The organism is Ideonella sp., from assembly GCF_036277275.1.
Lineage (GTDB): Bacteria > Pseudomonadota > Gammaproteobacteria > Burkholderiales > Burkholderiaceae_C > Ideonella.
This window is the reverse complement of record NZ_DASUNH010000059.1, coordinates 1-15,801: the sequence shown is the minus strand read 5'-3', so window position 1 is coordinate 15,801 and position 15,801 is coordinate 1. Positions and strand designations below refer to the sequence as shown.

Genomic DNA, 15,801 nt, shown 5'->3' with positions numbered 1-15,801 from the left:
CCAGGGCACGGCCCACGAAGATGGACACGTGTCCACTATAGAACGACAGCCCCATGATTGAACTGCGCTCATTGAGCAAGGTGTACCCTGGCCCCGACGGCGGCACACCCGCGCTGGACAACGTCACGCTGACCCTGCCGGCTGGCGAGTTCATCGCCATCGTCGGCAAGTCGGGCAGCGGCAAGTCCACCCTCATCAACCTGATCGCCGGGATCGACCGCCCCACGCGCGGCGAAGTGCACGTGGGTGGCCAGGCCGTGCACCGGCTCGACGAAAGCCAGCTCGCCACCTGGCGCGGCCGCCACCTGGGCGTGGTGTTCCAGTTCTTCCAGCTGCTGCCGACCTTGACCGTGCTGGAGAACGTCACCTTGCCGATGGATTTCTGCGGCACCTTCGCCGGGGCCGAGGCGCGCCAGCGCGGGCTGCAATTGCTGGAGCAGGTGGGCATTGCCGAGCAGGCGCACAAGCTGCCGTCGGCCTTGTCCGGCGGACAGCAGCAACGGGCGGCGATCGCCCGCGCGATGGCCAACGACCCGCTGTTGATCGTGGCCGACGAGCCCACCGGCAACCTCGACACCCACACCGCAGACGCAGTGCTGTCGCTGCTGGCCTCGCTGGCCCGCCACGGCAAGTCGGTGCTGATGGTGACGCACGAGCGCGACATCAGCGCCGTCGCCGACCGTGTCGTGACCCTGGCCGACGGAAGGGTCGTCGGCAACGAGGCCCGACGCCCGGCAACCCCGGCGGTAAGGGAGCTGCGCCATGCATGAACGTTTGCTGTTTCTCGCCACCGCCCTGGCCGCAACGATGCCGGCGCTGGCGGCACCCGACACCGGCGCGCTGACCGTGCAGGCCACCGGCTTCGCCCATGAACGTGGCCACGCGGTGGCGAAGCTGTTCGCCGAGGGCGACGACGTGTTCGGGCCCGGACGGCAGACCGCCAGCGCCGAGACCCACGCCGGGCAGGCCTTGTTCCAATGGGCCAACCTGGCCCCGGGCCGCTACGCCGTCATCGTCTTCCACGATGAAAACGACAACGGCACGCTGGACCACAACCTGCTGCGGCTGCCCGCCGAACCGCTGGGCTTTTCCAACGGCTGGTCGCTGAGCTGGCGCTCAGGCATGCCGAGCTTCGACAAGCTGCAGTTCCAGTTCACACCCGACATGCCCACGGTTGAAGTGAGGGTGCGATGAGCCGAACCTGGCCGAGCCGCTGGCAAAAACTCTGGCGCGACCTGCAGGCCGAGCGCGGCCGCTTCGCCTTGATGCTGATGGCGGTGGCCGTCAGCCTGGGCGCGTTCGGCGCGGTGCTGGGCGCCTATGCGGTGCTGACGCGCGAGATCGAGGCCAACTACCTTCAAACCGAGCCGGCCCACGCGACGCTGGAACTGCCGGGTGACGTGGATGCCGCGGTACTCGCGCTGGCCCGCCGTCACCCCGGCGTGGCCGGCGCCGAAGCGCGGGACGTGATCCTGGCGCGGGCCCGGGTCGGCAACGACTGGCGGCCGCTGCTGCTGTTCGTGGTCGACGAGTTCAGCGGCCTGCGCCTGAGCCGCTTCACGCTCGAGGCCGGCGCTGCACTGCCACCCACCGGCGGCGTGATGCTCGAGCGCACGGCCACAGGCGTGCTCGGCGCCGAGGCAGGCGGCCGGCTGCAGCTGAAGACCCCGAACGGGGCTTTGGCCGAGGTGCCCGTCAGCGGGCTGGTGCACGACCCCGGCCTGGCGCCAGCGTGGCAGGAACGAATGGGTTATGCCTACCTGTCGCGCGACACGCTCAAGGCCCTGGGCGAGGACGGCCGGCTGCACGAACTGCGAGTGCGGTTCCAGGGCGTGCCCGAAACCATGGCGGCAGTGCAAGCCGCGGCCACCGCGCTGGGTGAAGACCTGCAACGGCAAGGTGTGCCGGTCAGCGAAGTGCGGGTACCGCCGCCGCGCCAGCACCCGCACCAGCGCCAGATGACGACCATCCTGTTCGTGCTGCTGGCCTTCAGCCTGATGGCACTCCTCTTGAGCGGCGTGCTGGTGGCCAACAACCTCGCCGCGCTGCTGGCGCGCCAGGTGCGCGAGATCGGCGTGATGAAGACACTGGGCGCGCGCACCGGCCAGTTGGCGGCGATGTACCTGCTGCTGGTCGCGGCCATTGGCCTGGTGTCGTTGGCATTGGCCATGCCAATGGCCTACGCCGGCTCGCGCGGCTTTGCGTTCTCGGTCGCCGCGCTGCTGAACTTCACGCTGGGCAGCAGCTTGCCCCCGGCCTGGGTCTGGGCGGCGCAGGTGCTGGAGGGTTGTTGGCGCCGGCCCTGGTGGCCGCTTTGCCGGTGTGGCGTGCGTGCCGCGTGACCGTGCGCGAAGCAATCGACCGCCACGGCGCCAACCCGAGTTGGCTCGGCGCCGCATCGGCACGTTGGCCGGTGGCGCTGCGCAACGTGCTGCGGCGGCCCACGCGCCTGGCGCTGACGGTCTTTCTGCTGGCCGCCGGTGGCGCGATGTTCATGACCGCGCTGAACGTATCGGGCAGCTGGGAACGCACGATCGACAAGGTCTACCTGACTCGCCACTACGACGTCGAGCTGCGGCTGCACCAGGCCCAGCCCATCGCGCTGCGCGAAGCGCTGATAGCCATGCCCGAGGTGCGCGCCGTCGAGGCCTGGGGCTACAGCGAGGCCGCGTTCGCCAACCCGAACGGCATCGACGTGTCGCACGGCTACCCCGACAAGGGCCACGGCAGCTTCGCCGTCATGGCACCGCCACCGGCGACGCGGCTGGTCGACTTTCCGCTGCGCAGCGGGCGTTGGCTGCAGCCCGGCGACGACGACGCGGTGGTGCTGAACCACGCGGCCATCGCACAGCAGCCCGGGTTGCGGCTGGGCGACGTCGTGTCGCTGTCGATCGACGGCGTGGTCAGCCGATGGCGCCTGGTCGGTGTGGTCGAAGAGATCGGTGCCGCCGGTGTCGCCTACGTCAGCGACAGCGCCTTCGCGCGCCGCACCGGCACCGAAGGCCGGGCCCGGCTGCTGCGCGTGGCCACCCACGCCACCGGTGCCCAGCAGCGCGATACGCTGATCCGGCGCATCGACGACCTGGTCACGGCCGCCGGCGGCCACGTGCAGACCGCCCAGCCGTTGACCGAGCTGCGCACCGCGATGGGCGACCACATCGTGATCCTGATCCGCGCGCTGCTGGCGATGGCGGCCGTGATGGCGGTGGTGGGCAGCCTGGGCCTGGCCGCCAGCCTGGGCATCAGCGTGGTCGAGCGCAGCCGTGAACTGGCCGTGATGAAGACGCTGGGCGCCTCACCGCGCCGGCTGCTGCGCCTGGTGAACGCCGAGGCCCAGTGGATCGGGGCAATCAGCAGCCTCGGTGCCTTCGCGTTGTCGCTGCCGTTGACGGCGCTGCTCGATGCGCTGATCGGCGGCCTCGGCTTCGTGGCCCCGTTGCCTTTTGCGGTGACGTGGTGGGGCGTGGCCTCTTGGGTCGCGCTGGTGATGGTCGTGTCGCTGTTGGCGGCCAGGCCTCCGGCGCAGCGTGCAGTGCGCGCGTCGGTGGCGCAGGCGCTCGTGCAGGTCTGAGCGGAGCGCGCGGCGCGAGCCGCGCGCGGCAGCGGGGCTCAGGCGCCCTTGTCGATCGCCGGGTGCAGGTCTTCCAGCCAGACCACGTTGTCGGCATAAGACTGCAGGTCGGCCGACAGGTTGGTCTGCGAGCCGCAGACCCAGACTTCCTTTTGGCGCTCCGACTTCACGTAATCGATCGCGTCCTCGAAGTCGCCGTCACCGGCCGCGAGGATCAGGCGGTCGTACAGGTTCTGCGCCGCCAGCTTGACGATCAGCGTGGCGATGCCGACGTCCACGCCTTTTTGAACCTCGCGGTCGAACTGGTGGTTGCAGTTCACGCAAGTCAGGTGCACGTCCTTCAGCTGGTAGAGCTGCACGCGGATCTTCGGCCCGCGTGGCGGCGCCGATTTCAACCAGGTGTGGAAGGCGTTGCGCGCGTCGTCGGCCGGGTCGCGGGTCGAGTTCAGGTAGTAGCTCTCATGGATCGGTCCGCCGCTCAACCGCACCAGCTCGTTCTTCAGCTTCAGGTAGTCGAACGGCCGCGTGCGGCCGTAGCTGAACAGGTAGGCCCCGTCGATGACCCAGACGGTCTTCATGAACGCTCCCCTGGCTCACCTGCACCGGACGACTGCAGACGTTGCCGCATCGCCTGCTCGAACCGCGCCACCGTCGGGCGGATCAGCGGCCGGTACAGATGGCGCAGCAGCCAGCCCGGCACCCATTGCCCGCGCTCTTCGTGGGCCACGCGGGCCCGCGGATGGACCATGAAGCGCAGGCCGAACGGTCGGTAGTTCGCGCCGCTGCGCCAGAACTCGACGCGATTCAAGTGCTTGACGCTCTTGTAGCCGTAGTGCGCGGGCGCCACCAGCCGCAGCGGCGCACCGTGCTCGATCGACAGCGGCTGGCCGAACAGGCGATCGGCGAGCAAAACGTCGGGCGCGAGCAGGTCTTCGAGCGGCAGGCTGGTGCGGGCACCGTCCTGCCCGCGCAGCACGACAAAGCTGGCCTCGGGCGCGGCGCCCGCCAAGGGCACGACGACCTCGCGGTAGAAGTCGGCAAAGCGGACACCGCCCCAGGGCAAGCCGCGTCGCGTCCAGGTGGTCACGCAATGGAAGTCGGACTGCTGCTCCACGCGGGACAGCGAGGCGAGCGCCGGGCCGGCGTCCAGCGGCGTCTGCACATCGCCGCTGACCTGCAGCGAAATCGCGTCGACGGTCGTCGGGAAACGAACGGCAAACGGCGTCAGGCCGAAGCGCGGAAAGTCTTCGGTTTCGCGTTGGCCGGGCGGCAATGGCGGCGGCGCGCTCATGCGACCACCTCGAAGAGCGTCTGGCATCGGCACGGGTAACTGCAGTGAGGCATCGCGCGATGGTAGTCGCCCGAGGCACCCCTTCAAGTCTCGGCGCGGAAGTTTCGACCCAGCCGGCCACCCGTGCCGAAGTAGTGGCGAAAGACATAGAGCAACGGGCTCCAGCGCCCGGTGTCGATATGCTGGCTGTCGGGCACGACGATGTCCACGTGCGCGTGGACCTGCAGCACCTTCGCTTCGAGCAACACGAACCCGGGGTCGTCGCCATCGACCATCGTCGCCGCGTAGGAAGCCAGCAAGCGCACCTCGAGTTGCAGCGGACACTCGGCGATTCGGGGCGGGCTGATGAACCGCGACGAGACCGGCGTCAACTGGGCCAACGAGAATTTGTCGGCTTCATGCCGGTAGCCCATGGCCTGCTTGTGGCCGGGCACCGGATGCCTTCCGGTGGTTGGCGCCAGCGCCTCCACCGCGGCGCACTGCGCCGGCCCGGGCAGGTTGACCACCGCTTCGCGCGTTTGCAGGAAGTTCTCGCAGCCTTGGCTGGCCTGCGCCAGGCCCAGCACGACGCGATCGCCCAGCGCCCAGGCCGAAGACATCGGTGAGACGTTGGTACGACCTTGAAGACTCAAGGTGCTGATCAGCGCAACAGGCGTTCCGAAGTAGAGGATGCTGGGCGCGATCTCGGTCGAGATGGGGGGTCGGTGGTTCATCGGGCGCAAGGCAAAGTGGCTGACCCCGGCGACTCTATGGAGCCGCCGGTGAGATTGCTTCGCTGCGAAACGAACCGTTCGAAGAAAGCCTGCGCGCACGCGCACACAGGCTTTGCGGGTCAGCCGGCCTGCGCGCGCCGGGCTTTCAACGCGGCTGCCCGCTGACCCACGCGGCACGGATCTGCCGGCCGCAGTAGGCCGACTTGGCGCCGGGATGATGGCTGTGGTCAGGGTCATCCAGGTGGTCCAGGCTTTCGCGCGCGACCACACCCCACCACCGCTTCTTGTTCTGGATCCACGGGTAGAAGCCGAATGCGCCGGCGCTGCTGAACGCCCCGTCACCCACCACCGGATCGTCCTCGACCCAATGGCCCAGCGAGTAGTGCCAGCTCTCGTTCGGCGAGATCGGCGTGTAGATGGCCGTCGGACAGGTCTCGGGGTTGGTACAGACGGCATGCGCGCCCAGCAGGCCGCTGATCTTCAGGCGACCGGCCACGATCTTCTGCAACAAGCGCCCATACTCCGCCGCGCTGGTCTTCACACCGCCGGCGAGTTGCGGCTGGATGTACTCGAAGGCGGCGCCGCCCAGCTGGGCGTTGACGTGCGCGGCGAGCGCGGCGTTGTCATCAGGGCCGAGGCCGATGTCCACCGCCTGCTTCTGCATGTGGCCCCCGCTGTAGTAGAAGCGGCCGGCGTGCTCCGGCACGTAACGGCCATTGTGAATGACCCGGTTGCGGAACGACTGGCACTCGGCCACGGTCTGGTCCTTCAGGCAACGGTCGAATTCGGTGTAGCCACTGGTGAAGTTCAGCAGGCTTGCCTGCTCGTCGGTGAGCACGCCGCCGAGCTGTTCGACCACGTAGGCGCCATGGATCAGCTTGGACGCCGACGCGATCGACATCTTGGTGGTCGCGCCTGGCGCCATCAGGCCCTCCCGGCCATCGGTGCGCACCCCCGTGGCATCGCCCACCGACCAGTAGAACGGGCGGATGTCCTGGCAGAACGCGTTGTTCTCGGCCGTGCTGTGGGCAGCCGAGATGCGCTCGGCCATCGTCGGCTCGCGGCGTGCCTGGGCGGCGGTGCAGGCGGCGGCAGTGCCCAATGCCAGCAGCCAGGTCGTGGACCAGTGCAGATCGGTCATCGCAATTCCCTTTCAGTGTCTCGTTGGGGTGCCGCGACTGTGGGCCGATGTCGCCGCCGAGGGTGTCACCGGTGATGGCAATCGATGACGGATTGCGGCGCCCTGTCATCGTTTGTCATCAACGCGCCGGCAAGAGGCCCGCAAGTGCCGTCGTGAACTCAGGGCCGCCGGCGGCTTGACTTTCATTTAACCAACTTGTTAAATGAAATCATGCCACCTGCCACCGACCCGCTGAGTTCCGCCTTCGCCGCGCTGGCCGACCCGACGCGCCGCGCCATCCTGGCACGGCTGGCGCAGGGCCACACCCACGTCGGCGACCTGGCACAGCCCTTTGCAATCTCGGCGCCCGCGGTGTCTCGCCACCTGCGGGTGCTCGAAGACGCCGGGCTGATCGAGCGCCAGGTCGACGCGCGCTGGCGCATCTGCCACCTGCGGCCCGAGGGCCTGCAGGGCGCGCACGACTGGCTGGCGCAGTACCGCCGCTACTGGGAGGCCAGCCTCGACCGGCTGGCCGAGCTGCTGGAAGCGCCCCGCCCTGCCCCCGCACCTGCGCAGGCGCCCGCACACCCGCGCCGCCCATCTACCCGCGCCCCGCGCGCCCATACCCCGCTGAAATGGAAACCGCGATGAATGCCCCGAACGAAAACTTCGAGCTGACGATGACCCGCTTCTTCCGCGCGCCACGCGAGAAGGTCTACGCGGCTTTCGTGCAGCCCGAGTTGATGGCCGCCTGGCAGTGCCCACGCGGCATGACGGTCGAGGTGAATGCCGATGTGCGGGTCGGCGGCGCCTACCACCTGCAGATGCGGGGCCGCGACGGCCACCAGTTCGCGGTCGGTGGCCAATTCGTCGAGCTCGACCCGCCGGGCCGGCTGACTTACACCTGGGCTTGGGAGGGCGATGAGTCGCCGCTCGCAGGCCTGCAAACGCTGATCGAGGTCGACTTTGTCGGCCGCGATGGCGGCACCGAGATGCGCATGCGCCACAGCGGCTTTCGCAACGCATTGGAGCGCGGCAACCACCGCCACGGTTGGGACTCATGCTTCAACAAGCTCAACGACCTGGTCGACCCGCAGGGCACCGCCGGCACACTCACGCTGCTCGGCGACGCGCGCAGCCCCTATGTGCGCACCGCCCGCATGGGCTTTGCGGAAAAGGGCGTGGCGGTCACACTCAAGCCCGTCGCCGCGCATTCACCCGAATTGCTGGCCGTGCACCCGTTTGGCCGCATGCCGGCCCTGTTGGACGGCGAAGCCGCGATCTGGGAAACGATCGCGATCCTGCGTTTCGTCGACGAATCGTTCGGCGACGGCCCGTTGCTCACGCCCGGCCGCATCAGCGACCGGGTGCAGTGCGAACAGTGGGTCAGCGCCGTCAACTGCTACCTGTACGACACCATGGTGCGACGCTACGTGATGCAGTACCTCTTCCCGAAAGGCGACGGCGGCCAGCCTGATCGCCGCGTGATCGACCAGGCCCTCGGCGAGATGCCGGCGCAGCTGGCCGCGCTGGAGAAGGTGTACGAGCGTGCCGACTTCATCGCCGGCGACGGCATCTCGTTTGCCGACCTGTTCGTCGCGCCGATCCTGCACTACCTGGAGCAAATGCCCGAAGGCAAGCGCCTGCTGACCGACATGCCGAACATCCGCCGGGCCCAGGGCGTCATCCGCCAGAGGCCCAGCTTCGTCACGACCGCCCCTTGAGCACCCGCCACCCAGCGGCCACTGCACCAACCTGGCGCCACCCGCGCCCACAGGAAAGGACGAAAGAAGTGAAACCCACCGACAAGACCCCGCACCTGCCCGGCAAGTTCATCTGGTTTGAGCATTTCTCGAACGACCTGGCCAAAGCCCGCGCGTTCTACGAGCCGCTGTTCGGTTGGCACACCGAGGCCATGCCGGTGGGCGGCCAGACGTACCACATGCTGCTCAACGGCAACCAGGGCATCGGCGGCCTGCGAACGGCCGATTCCGGCACGCCCAACCACTGGATCAGCTACATGTCGGTCAACAGCGTGGACGAGGGCGTGAAGGCCGCCACCGCCGCCGGCGCCAAGGTCGTGTTGCCACCCACCGACTTCCCGTCGGTGGGCCGCGGCGCAGGCTTGGTCGACCCGACCGGTGCCGCCTTCTGCCTGTGGACCAGCACGAACGGCGACGAGCCCGATGGCGACGTGCCCGTCGGCGGCTTCATTTGGAACGAGCTGTCGACCGGTGACGCGAAGAAGGCACTCGCCTTCTACGAGAAAGCCTTCGGCTACACCCACAGCACGATGGACATGGGCGACCAGGGCACCTATTACATTCTCAACACCGCTGGCGACAAAGGCCGCGCCGGCCTGTTCCAGCCGAAGGAGCCGATGCCGACGATGTGGCTGCCGTATGTGCACGTGGAAGACTGCGACGCCACCTTCGCCAAGGCGCAGATGCTCGGCTCCGGCTTCACCGCAATGCCACCGACCGACATCCCCACCGTCGGCCGCATCGCGATCTTCGGCGACTCGCTCGGCGCGGCGATCGCGATCCTGAAACCCGATCCGACGATGTAAGGAGCCCATGATGGCCAACCATGTCTACAAGCTGGTCGAGATTGTTGGCACATCCACCTCCGGCACCGACGACGCGATCCGCAACGCCATCGAAACGGCGGCCAAGACCATCCGCCGCATCGACTGGTTCGAGGTGCTCGAGACGCGCGGGCATGTGGCGGACGGCAAGATCGACCACTACCAAGTCACGCTGAAGGTCGGCTTCCGCGTCGAGGACTGACCCAGGCCCGCCCTGCGCCGTGGGTGGCGGGGGGCCGGGCCTGGTCGCCCGCGCCCGCCCGGGCGCCATCGGCGGGTCGAGCGTTGATCAGGCCTTGTCCTTCGCGTCCTTCAGCGTTTCCTTCGCGTGCGCGAGCTTTTCCTTGGCGTCGCCGACCTTCTGCTGCACCTTTCCTTCGATCTTCTTGGCGAGGCCCTTGGCCTCCTGCTCCGAACTTCCGACCATCTCGCCGACCTTCTGCTGCACCTTGCCTGCTGCTTCCTTGACGGCACCCTTGACTTGATCCTTGTTCATGCAATCACCTTGAAGTGAGTTGAGGGGGGTGGACAAGCCACCGGGGGCACCTTAGGCCGCGAGCCGAGAACGGCATTGCGCGGGCTCAATCGGCGCAGCGTTTGCACGCCACAAAGTCTGCGCATCGAATTTCCCCCTCGCTGCGCCGGCGCAAAGGCCGAAGCGAGGCCTTTCGGTTCGTCTTGAAGCGTGGAAGATGGCAGTCGCAACAGCCGGGCAGGACATCGGCGACCGCACCCGCACGGAAGCCTTGGCGCTGGAACTGGCGCGCCAATTTCTTGCCGAGGTCCAGGCGGGTGCCGCACACCATCGCCCGCTCACGCTCGACAGTGCGCTCGACGAGGATCTGGGGCTGGACAGCCTGAGCCGGGTGGAACTGGCCGTTCGCATCGAGCGCGCGTTCGGCGCCGACCTGCCGGAGCAGGTGCTGGCCAGCGCCGTGACTTTGCGCGACCTGCTCGTGGCGCTGCGCAGCGGCACGAAGACGCCTGCCACCGCGGTGCCGGCTGTTCCGCCCACGCCCTGGGCCGAAGCCGCGCCAGCCGAACCGGTGACTGCCGCGACCCTTGTCGAGGTGCTCGACTGGCACGCGCAGGCCCACGGCGCCAGGGTTCACATCGTGCATCTCGGCGACAACGAGGCGACGCCCATCAGCTACCAGGCGCTGCAGCAGCGTTCAGGCGCCGTTGCCGCCGGGCTGCAGGAACAAGGCCTGGAGCCGGGGCAGACGGTGGCGATCATGCTGCCGACCAGCCCGGAGTACTTTCACACCTTCTTTGGCGTGCTTCGAGCCGGCGGCGTCCCCGTGCCGATCTATCCGCCCGCGCGCCTGTCGCAGATTGAGGAACACGTGCGGCGCCATGCGGGCATCCTGGCCAACGCGCAGGCGTCGATCCTCGTCACGGTGCCCGAGGCGCGTGGCGTTGCGCGGTTGCTCGAGGCTCGTGTGGCCGGGTTGCGCCGGGTCCTGACGCTGCCCGAGCTGAGCGCGGGTGCGGCCTCTGCGCTGCCGGTGGCCGTTCGAAGCGAAGACATCGCGTTCCTGCAGTACACCTCCGGCAGCACGGGCGACCCCAAAGGCGTGGTGCTCACGCACGCGAACGTCTTGGCCAACATCCGCGCGGAAGGCCAGGCCATCGGCATCCGCCCCGACGACGTGTTCGTGAGCTGGCTGCCGCTGTATCACGACATGGGCCTGATCAGCGTGTGGCTGGCCAGCCTGTACTTCGCGGCGCCGCTGGTGGTGATGTCGCCGCTCGCGTTCCTCGCCCGCCCCGAGCGCTGGCTGAGGGCAATTCAGCAGTACCGGGGCACCATCAGCGCCGCGCCGAATTTTGCGTACGAGCTGTGCGTCAAGCGCATCGACGAGGCCGGCAGCGAGGGCCTGGACCTGCGCTCGTGGCGCCTGGCCGCCAACGGCGCCGAGCCGGTGCTACCGCAGACGCTGCGCCGCTTCAGCGAACGCTTCACGCGCCGCGGCTTCCGGCCTGAGGCCATGACGCCGGTGTACGGTCTGGCCGAATCCACCGTCGGGCTGCTGTGCCCGCCGCTGGGTCGCGGGCCCCGCATCGACCGCGTGAACCGCGGGGCGTTCAGCGGCGCAGGCCGGGCCGAGCCGGCCGCAGCCGCCGACACCAGCGCACTGGAGTTCGTTTGCTGCGGCCGCCCGCTGCCCGGGCACGAGGTGCGCATCGTCGATGCGCTTGGCCGCGAGGTGGGCGAGCGCGTCGAAGGGCGGCTGGAGTTCAAGGGCCCCTCGGCGACCCGTGGCTACTACCGCAACCCGCAGCAGACCGAACGCCTGTTCGACGGCGACTGGCTCGACACCGGCGACCGCGCCTACATGGCCGATGCCGAGGTCTACCTGACCGGCCGCGTGAAGGACATCATCATCCGCGGCGGTCGCAACATCTACCCGCACGAGGTGGAGGACGCTGTCGGCTCGGTGCCCGGGGTGCGCCGAGGCTGCGTCGCCGTGTTCGGAAGCCCGGACGCCGCCACCGGCACCGAGCGCCTCGTGGTGCTCGCCGAAACCCGCGAGACCGGTTCACCCGAACAGGACGCGCTTCGTGCACGCATCCTCGACGTGACCGTGAAGGTGCTTGGCGAGCCGCCCGACGAGATCGTGCTGGCGCCCCCCTACGCCGTGCTGAAGACCTCCAGCGGCAAGCTGCGTCGCGTGGCTTGCCGCGAGCTGTACGAGCAGGGGCGTGTCGGTGCGCACCCGCACGCCGCCTGGTGGCAGGTGGTGCGCCTGGCGGCCGGCTCGCTGGCACCCCAGCTGCGACGCCTTGCCTTTGCCGCTGCGCAGGTCCTGTATGGGCTCTACGGCTGGCTGGTCTTCGCGCTGCTCGCCCCGCCGGCATGGCTGTTCACGACGCTCGCGCCGAGCCCGGCTGCAGCATGGCGCGTGAACCGGCTGGCCGCACGCACCATGCTGCGGCTCGCCGGCATGCCGCTCACGGTGAGCGGGCTCGAGAACCTGCCGCACACGCCCTGCGTCCTGGTCGCCAACCATGCCAGCTACCTGGACGGCCTGGCCCTGTTCACGGCCCTTCCGCACCATTTCAGCCTGGTCGCCAAGCGTGAGTTACTGGGCCATGCGCTGGCACGCGTTTACCTGCGTGGCCTGGGCGTGCAGTTCGTCGAGCGTTTCGAACCACGCGAAAGCGTCGAGGCGGCAAGGCGGCTGGCGGACGAAGTGGCGGCCGGCACATCGCTCGGGTTCTTTCCCGAAGGCACATTCCGTCGGGCGTCAGGGCTCGCATCGTTCCGGCTGGGGGCGTTTGCGGCGGCGGTGGCAGGGCGGGTCGGGGTGCTGCCGGTCGCCATCTGCGGCACGCGCGCGATCCTGCGCGACGGGCAATGGCTGCCGCGGCGCGGCGCCGTCGCCGTCACGATCGGCAAGGCCCTGTTCGCACCGGCCGGCGCGGCCGACACGTTTGCCGCCGCGGCGGCGCTGCGCGACGCGGCGCGTGCGCAAATCCTGGCGCATTGCGGCGAGCCGGATGCCGCCGAGGCCTGAGCAAGCCGGCCAGGCCCATGTACTACGGCGAGAAATTCAACGCCTTCACGCACCTTGGCGCGACCGTGCTGGCGCTGCCTGCCGCCATCGTGCTCATCGTGCTGGCCGCCGTCGACGGTGACACCTGGAAAGTGGTCAGCGTCTCGATCTACGGCTTCACGCTCGTGCTGCTGTACTCGTTCTCGACGCTCTACCACAGCCTGCGCGGTCGCCCCAAGATCGTTCTGAGAAAGCTCGACCATCAGGGCATCTATCTGCTCATCGCCGGCAGCTACACCCCGTTCTGCCTGGTGACGCTGCGCGGGCCCTGGGGGTGGACGCTGTTCGGCGTGGTGTGGGGCCTGGCCGTGATCGGTGGCGTGCAGGAGCTGTGGCCAATGGGCCGGGCGCGCATCCTGTCGGTGGTGATCTACCTCGTGATGGGCTGGGTGGCGGTGGTCGCACTGGTGCCGCTGCTGCAGGTGCTGGGCACGGCGGGCTTCGCATGGGTCGCGGCGGGCGGCGTGTCGTATACGGTGGGGCTCGTCTTCTATGCCCTCGACTCGCGGCTCAGCTGGGCGCACGGCGTCTGGCACCTGTTCGTCATCGCCGGCAGCGCGCTGCACTATGTCGCCATCCTGCACTACGTGCTGTGAGTCAACCCGCCGCGGCAACGCCGCCGCCTCAGCCTCGATGCGAGCAGGTGATCTCCACCGGCAGCGTCGACGGCCCGCGCAGGAACAACCCGCCGTCGGGCGGTGCCTGGCCGCCCGCGAAACGCAGGTCTCGGGTGGCAGCGAGCAGGCGCTCGATGGCGATGCAGGTCTCGAACTTCGACAGCATCGCACCAAGGCAGAAGTGGCGGCCATGGCCGAAAGCCAGGTGGGCCGCCTTCGGGCCGAAGGCGAGCTCGGGGTCGGCCTCGGGCCGGTCGATGTCGAAGCGGTCGGGGTCGCCGAAGCGCCGCTCGTCGCGGTTCGCCGCGCCGAGGAAGCACATCACCTCGGCACCGGTCGGCAACACGCCGCCGGACACCCTGACCTCGGCGCTGGTGCGGCGCGGCACCATGTGGGTCGGCGCGGTGTAGCGCAAGGATTCGGCCACCGCGCGCGGCACCAGGCTGCTGTCGGCGCGCACCCGCGCCAGCTGCTCGGGGTGGGCGATCAGGTTGCGCAAGGTGGTCGACAGGGCCTTTTCGGTCGTCTCGCCGGCAGCGAACACCATCAGCATGCCGAAGCGCACGATCTCTTCGTCGGCCAGCCGGCGGCCCTCGACCTCGGCCTGCGTGAGCTGCGAGATCAGGTCATCGCCAGGGTCGCGGCGGCGGCGCGCAATCAGCGGCCGCAGATAGCCGCCGAGTTCGGCGCGAGCACGCTCGCCGGCGCGGGCCACGGCCGGGTCACGCTGCAGATTGAGCGCGGCGCGGATGAGCCCGGCATACCAGCCGCGAAATCGCTCGCGGTCAGCCACCGGCAGACCGAGGATCGTGACCATCATGCGCACCGGCAACTGGGCCGCGAAGTCGCGCACCAGGCAAGGCTCACGTTGCCCGACGAGGCCGGCCACCAGTTCGTCGACCACACGCTCGATCGCCGCCTGCCAGCGCTGCTGGATGCTGGCGCCGCGGAACGCCGGCGCCAGCAGCAGGCGCTGGAGGTTGTGCTCGTGCCCGTCGAGCTGGATGATCGTGCGGCCCAGCAGCGGCTCGGTCTGCGCCGCGTAGCTGTGGGTCGTGAACTCGGGCAGCCGCAGCGCGGCCTGCACATCCTCGTAACGGCTCAGGATCCAGGCCTGCGACGGCCCGTGAAAGTACAGCGGGTGGTCGTCCCGCATGCGGCGGTAGGCAGGGTACGGGTCGTCGGCGAAAGCCGGCGAGAAGATGTCCGGCGGCGCGTGGCTGCCATCGGTGTGGTTGGCTGGCGTGGCCGCTGCGCAGCTTTCGGCGGCATAGCTCATGCCGCGCGCGAACGCGGCCAAGTTGCCGGCTGCGGCTTCGACACGGCGCTTGATCGCCATGTTTTCCGCGGCCAGCTCTTGCGGCCCCAGGCGCCCGCAGCTCGGCGCGGCCCGGTTGTCCCAGAAGCCGATGCGGTGCAGCAGGAAGCCCGATGCCGCGGGCGAGAACGCACGTGACGACGGGATCAACACAATCGGGTGGCGATGCACGACGGCCTGGTCGGGGTACGCGTAATCCTGCTCCACCAGCATGTAGTCGTCGAGCAGGTGGGGCGTGAAGGTGACGCGAACACGACGGTCATACTCGTCGAAGAAGTCGCGGCCATCGCCGCGCGGATCGGGGCGGAACATCGGTGCCCACAGCGGCAGGCGCGAAGGGTCATTCAGTTCGGCCACCGCCAGCTCGATCGGCGCGTCGACATACATCGTGTCGGTCTCGATGCGCCAGCGGCCAGGGGCCGGTGCACCGAGCTGCTCACGCCGCTCCAGCGCGGCCTTGAGCCCGCGGCCTTCGTACTGGTGCACCGCGGCGATGCCCTGCATGATCATCGGCGTGCGGCGGACCGGGTCGATCACGCTGATCCAGTGGATGTAGCTGCCGCTCTCGTCACCCTGTGGATCGACATAACGCGACGGAAACACGAACACCGGGTACTGCTTGAAGTACTCGCGGTAGCGGTAGCCGCACTGCCATTCGATGGCCAGGAAGTTCGGGTGTTCGAGCGGCCGCACGTGGTAGCACAGCATGGTCTGGTAGCCCGAGGCGGTGCCCATCCAGGTGTCGTCGTCGATGCGCGTGACCATGCGGCTGCCGAGCGTCCACTCGTTCAGGTGCGGCAGGTGGCGCAGGTAGGCGAAGGCCTTGTTGTCGCCGGTGGCCGCGTAGACGGTGGTGGTGAAGGTGTTGGCTTCCATGAGGGTCCTAATCTTACTGTGTCACAAGAGTAGCTTTGCGCTTGCTCTGCCGCAGCAGGGGCACTGCCCGAGGCGTGCGATCAGGGTGTAGCTGAGCCGGTGCCGTAGTGTCGTGATCGAGTGATCCACGTGCCGCTGCGCGCGCAGG

Annotated in this window: 16 protein-coding genes; 10 read left to right on the top strand and 6 right to left on the bottom strand. The window is 68.9% G+C overall.

Going from position 1 to position 15,801, the window contains the following annotated elements; translation table 11 throughout:
• The first annotated feature begins 53 nt into the window (after nt 1–53).
• From VFY73_RS10855 to VFY73_RS10840, 4 genes are read left to right on the top strand one after another with little or no spacing between them, the layout of a single operon-like run.
• Nucleotides 54–770: an ABC transporter ATP-binding protein gene (locus VFY73_RS10855; RefSeq protein ID WP_329718522.1), complete on the top strand. Its 717-nt coding sequence runs from the start codon at nt 54–56 to the stop codon at nt 768–770.
• On the top strand, nt 763–1,194 hold the full coding sequence (locus VFY73_RS10850; RefSeq protein ID WP_329718520.1) for a DUF2141 domain-containing protein: 432 nt from the start codon (nt 763–765) through the stop codon (nt 1,192–1,194). Before VFY73_RS10855 ends, VFY73_RS10850 begins: the two co-directional genes overlap by 8 nt.
• Nucleotides 1,191–2,342, top strand: coding sequence for an ABC transporter permease (locus VFY73_RS10845; protein WP_329718518.1), 1,152 nt, complete (start codon nt 1,191–1,193; stop codon nt 2,340–2,342). Before VFY73_RS10850 ends, VFY73_RS10845 begins: the two co-directional genes overlap by 4 nt.
• Nucleotides 2,291–3,571 carry an ABC transporter permease gene (locus tag VFY73_RS10840; protein WP_329718516.1) on the top strand — a complete coding sequence of 427 codons (1,281 nt, stop codon included), beginning with the start codon at nt 2,291–2,293 and terminating at the stop codon, nt 3,569–3,571. Before VFY73_RS10845 ends, VFY73_RS10840 begins: the two co-directional genes overlap by 52 nt.
• A gap of 38 nt (nt 3,572–3,609) precedes the next feature.
• Here the strand turns inward: VFY73_RS10840 and VFY73_RS10835 are convergent, their stop codons facing one another.
• The 4 genes from VFY73_RS10835 to VFY73_RS10820 all read right to left on the bottom strand — a co-directional run bounded on the left by VFY73_RS10835 (nt 3,610) and on the right by VFY73_RS10820 (nt 6,716).
• Nucleotides 3,610–4,149: an NYN domain-containing protein gene (locus tag VFY73_RS10835; RefSeq protein WP_329718514.1), complete on the bottom strand. Its 540-nt coding sequence runs from the start codon at nt 4,147–4,149 to the stop codon at nt 3,610–3,612.
• Nucleotides 4,146–4,862: a molybdopterin-dependent oxidoreductase gene (locus VFY73_RS10830; RefSeq protein WP_329718512.1), complete on the bottom strand. Its 717-nt coding sequence runs from the start codon at nt 4,860–4,862 to the stop codon at nt 4,146–4,148. Before VFY73_RS10830 ends, VFY73_RS10835 begins: the two co-directional genes overlap by 4 nt.
• A gap of 83 nt (nt 4,863–4,945) precedes the next feature.
• Nucleotides 4,946–5,575 (bottom strand): flavin reductase family protein, encoded by a 630-nt coding sequence (locus VFY73_RS10825; protein WP_329718510.1) that lies wholly within the window; start codon nt 5,573–5,575, stop codon nt 4,946–4,948.
• Nucleotides 5,576–5,720: 145 nt separating this feature from the next.
• Nucleotides 5,721–6,716: a hypothetical protein gene (locus VFY73_RS10820; RefSeq protein ID WP_329718508.1), complete on the bottom strand. Its 996-nt coding sequence runs from the start codon at nt 6,714–6,716 to the stop codon at nt 5,721–5,723.
• Nucleotides 6,717–6,926: 210 nt separating this feature from the next.
• Here VFY73_RS10820 and VFY73_RS10815 point away from each other — a divergent pair, with 210 nt between their 5' ends.
• The 4 genes from VFY73_RS10815 (at nt 6,927) to VFY73_RS10800 (ending at nt 9,484) form a co-directional block, all read left to right on the top strand.
• Complete coding sequence (locus VFY73_RS10815; protein ID WP_329718506.1) at nt 6,927–7,346, top strand: metalloregulator ArsR/SmtB family transcription factor; 420 nt, start codon at nt 6,927–6,929, stop codon at nt 7,344–7,346.
• Entirely contained in the window at nt 7,343–8,419 is a 1,077-nt protein-coding gene (locus tag VFY73_RS10810) for an SRPBCC domain-containing protein (RefSeq protein WP_329718504.1), read from the top strand. Before VFY73_RS10815 ends, VFY73_RS10810 begins: the two co-directional genes overlap by 4 nt.
• 68 nt (nt 8,420–8,487) lie before the next feature.
• Entirely contained in the window at nt 8,488–9,264 is a 777-nt protein-coding gene (locus VFY73_RS10805; protein WP_329718502.1) for a VOC family protein, read from the top strand.
• Between the two features lie 10 nt (nt 9,265–9,274).
• The gene (locus VFY73_RS10800) at nt 9,275–9,484 is read left to right on the top strand and encodes a dodecin (RefSeq protein ID WP_329718500.1); all 210 of its coding nucleotides are present in this window, start codon (nt 9,275–9,277) and stop codon (nt 9,482–9,484) included.
• A gap of 87 nt (nt 9,485–9,571) precedes the next feature.
• Here VFY73_RS10800 and VFY73_RS10795 read toward each other — a convergent pair whose 3' ends face one another.
• Nucleotides 9,572–9,778, bottom strand: coding sequence for a CsbD family protein (locus VFY73_RS10795; RefSeq protein ID WP_329718498.1), 207 nt, complete (start codon nt 9,776–9,778; stop codon nt 9,572–9,574).
• Between the two features lie 196 nt (nt 9,779–9,974).
• Here VFY73_RS10795 and VFY73_RS10790 point away from each other — a divergent pair, with 196 nt between their 5' ends.
• Together VFY73_RS10790 and trhA are read left to right on the top strand one after the other, a co-directional pair.
• Nucleotides 9,975–12,803, top strand: coding sequence for an AMP-binding protein (locus VFY73_RS10790; protein WP_329718496.1), 2,829 nt, complete (start codon nt 9,975–9,977; stop codon nt 12,801–12,803).
• 17 nt (nt 12,804–12,820) lie between these two features.
• Nucleotides 12,821–13,438 carry a PAQR family membrane homeostasis protein TrhA gene (trhA, locus tag VFY73_RS10785; protein WP_329718494.1) on the top strand — a complete coding sequence of 206 codons (618 nt, stop codon included), beginning with the start codon at nt 12,821–12,823 and terminating at the stop codon, nt 13,436–13,438.
• A 28-nt stretch (nt 13,439–13,466) separates the two neighbouring features.
• Here the strand turns inward: trhA and VFY73_RS10780 are convergent, their stop codons facing one another.
• Nucleotides 13,467–15,653 (bottom strand): cytochrome P450, encoded by a 2,187-nt coding sequence (locus VFY73_RS10780; RefSeq protein WP_329718492.1) that lies wholly within the window; start codon nt 15,651–15,653, stop codon nt 13,467–13,469.
• Nucleotides 15,654–15,801: the final 148 nt, after the last annotated feature.

What these genes read in the sequence shown, in the direction of transcription:
- VFY73_RS10815 (WP_329718506.1), top strand. Translation starts at nt 6,927, where the DNA reads ATGCCACCTGCCACCGACCCGCTGAGTTCCGCCTTCGCCGCGCTGGCC.
- trhA (WP_329718494.1), top strand. Translation starts at nt 12,821, where the DNA reads ATGTACTACGGCGAGAAATTCAACGCCTTCACGCACCTTGGCGCGACC.
- VFY73_RS10855 (WP_329718522.1), top strand. Translation starts at nt 54, where the DNA reads ATGATTGAACTGCGCTCATTGAGCAAGGTGTACCCTGGCCCCGACGGC.
- VFY73_RS10845 (WP_329718518.1), top strand. Translation starts at nt 1,191, where the DNA reads ATGAGCCGAACCTGGCCGAGCCGCTGGCAAAAACTCTGGCGCGACCTG.
- VFY73_RS10780 (WP_329718492.1), bottom strand. Translation starts at nt 15,653, where the DNA reads ATGGAAGCCAACACCTTCACCACCACCGTCTACGCGGCCACCGGCGAC.
- VFY73_RS10830 (WP_329718512.1), bottom strand. Translation starts at nt 4,862, where the DNA reads ATGAGCGCGCCGCCGCCATTGCCGCCCGGCCAACGCGAAACCGAAGAC.
- VFY73_RS10790 (WP_329718496.1), top strand. Translation starts at nt 9,975, where the DNA reads ATGGCAGTCGCAACAGCCGGGCAGGACATCGGCGACCGCACCCGCACG.
- VFY73_RS10825 (WP_329718510.1), bottom strand. Translation starts at nt 5,575, where the DNA reads ATGAACCACCGACCCCCCATCTCGACCGAGATCGCGCCCAGCATCCTC.
- VFY73_RS10820 (WP_329718508.1), bottom strand. Translation starts at nt 6,716, where the DNA reads ATGACCGATCTGCACTGGTCCACGACCTGGCTGCTGGCATTGGGCACT.
- VFY73_RS10795 (WP_329718498.1), bottom strand. Translation starts at nt 9,778, where the DNA reads ATGAACAAGGATCAAGTCAAGGGTGCCGTCAAGGAAGCAGCAGGCAAG.
- VFY73_RS10800 (WP_329718500.1), top strand. Translation starts at nt 9,275, where the DNA reads ATGGCCAACCATGTCTACAAGCTGGTCGAGATTGTTGGCACATCCACC.
- VFY73_RS10835 (WP_329718514.1), bottom strand. Translation starts at nt 4,149, where the DNA reads ATGAAGACCGTCTGGGTCATCGACGGGGCCTACCTGTTCAGCTACGGC.
- VFY73_RS10850 (WP_329718520.1), top strand. Translation starts at nt 763, where the DNA reads ATGCATGAACGTTTGCTGTTTCTCGCCACCGCCCTGGCCGCAACGATG.
- VFY73_RS10810 (WP_329718504.1), top strand. Translation starts at nt 7,343, where the DNA reads ATGAATGCCCCGAACGAAAACTTCGAGCTGACGATGACCCGCTTCTTC.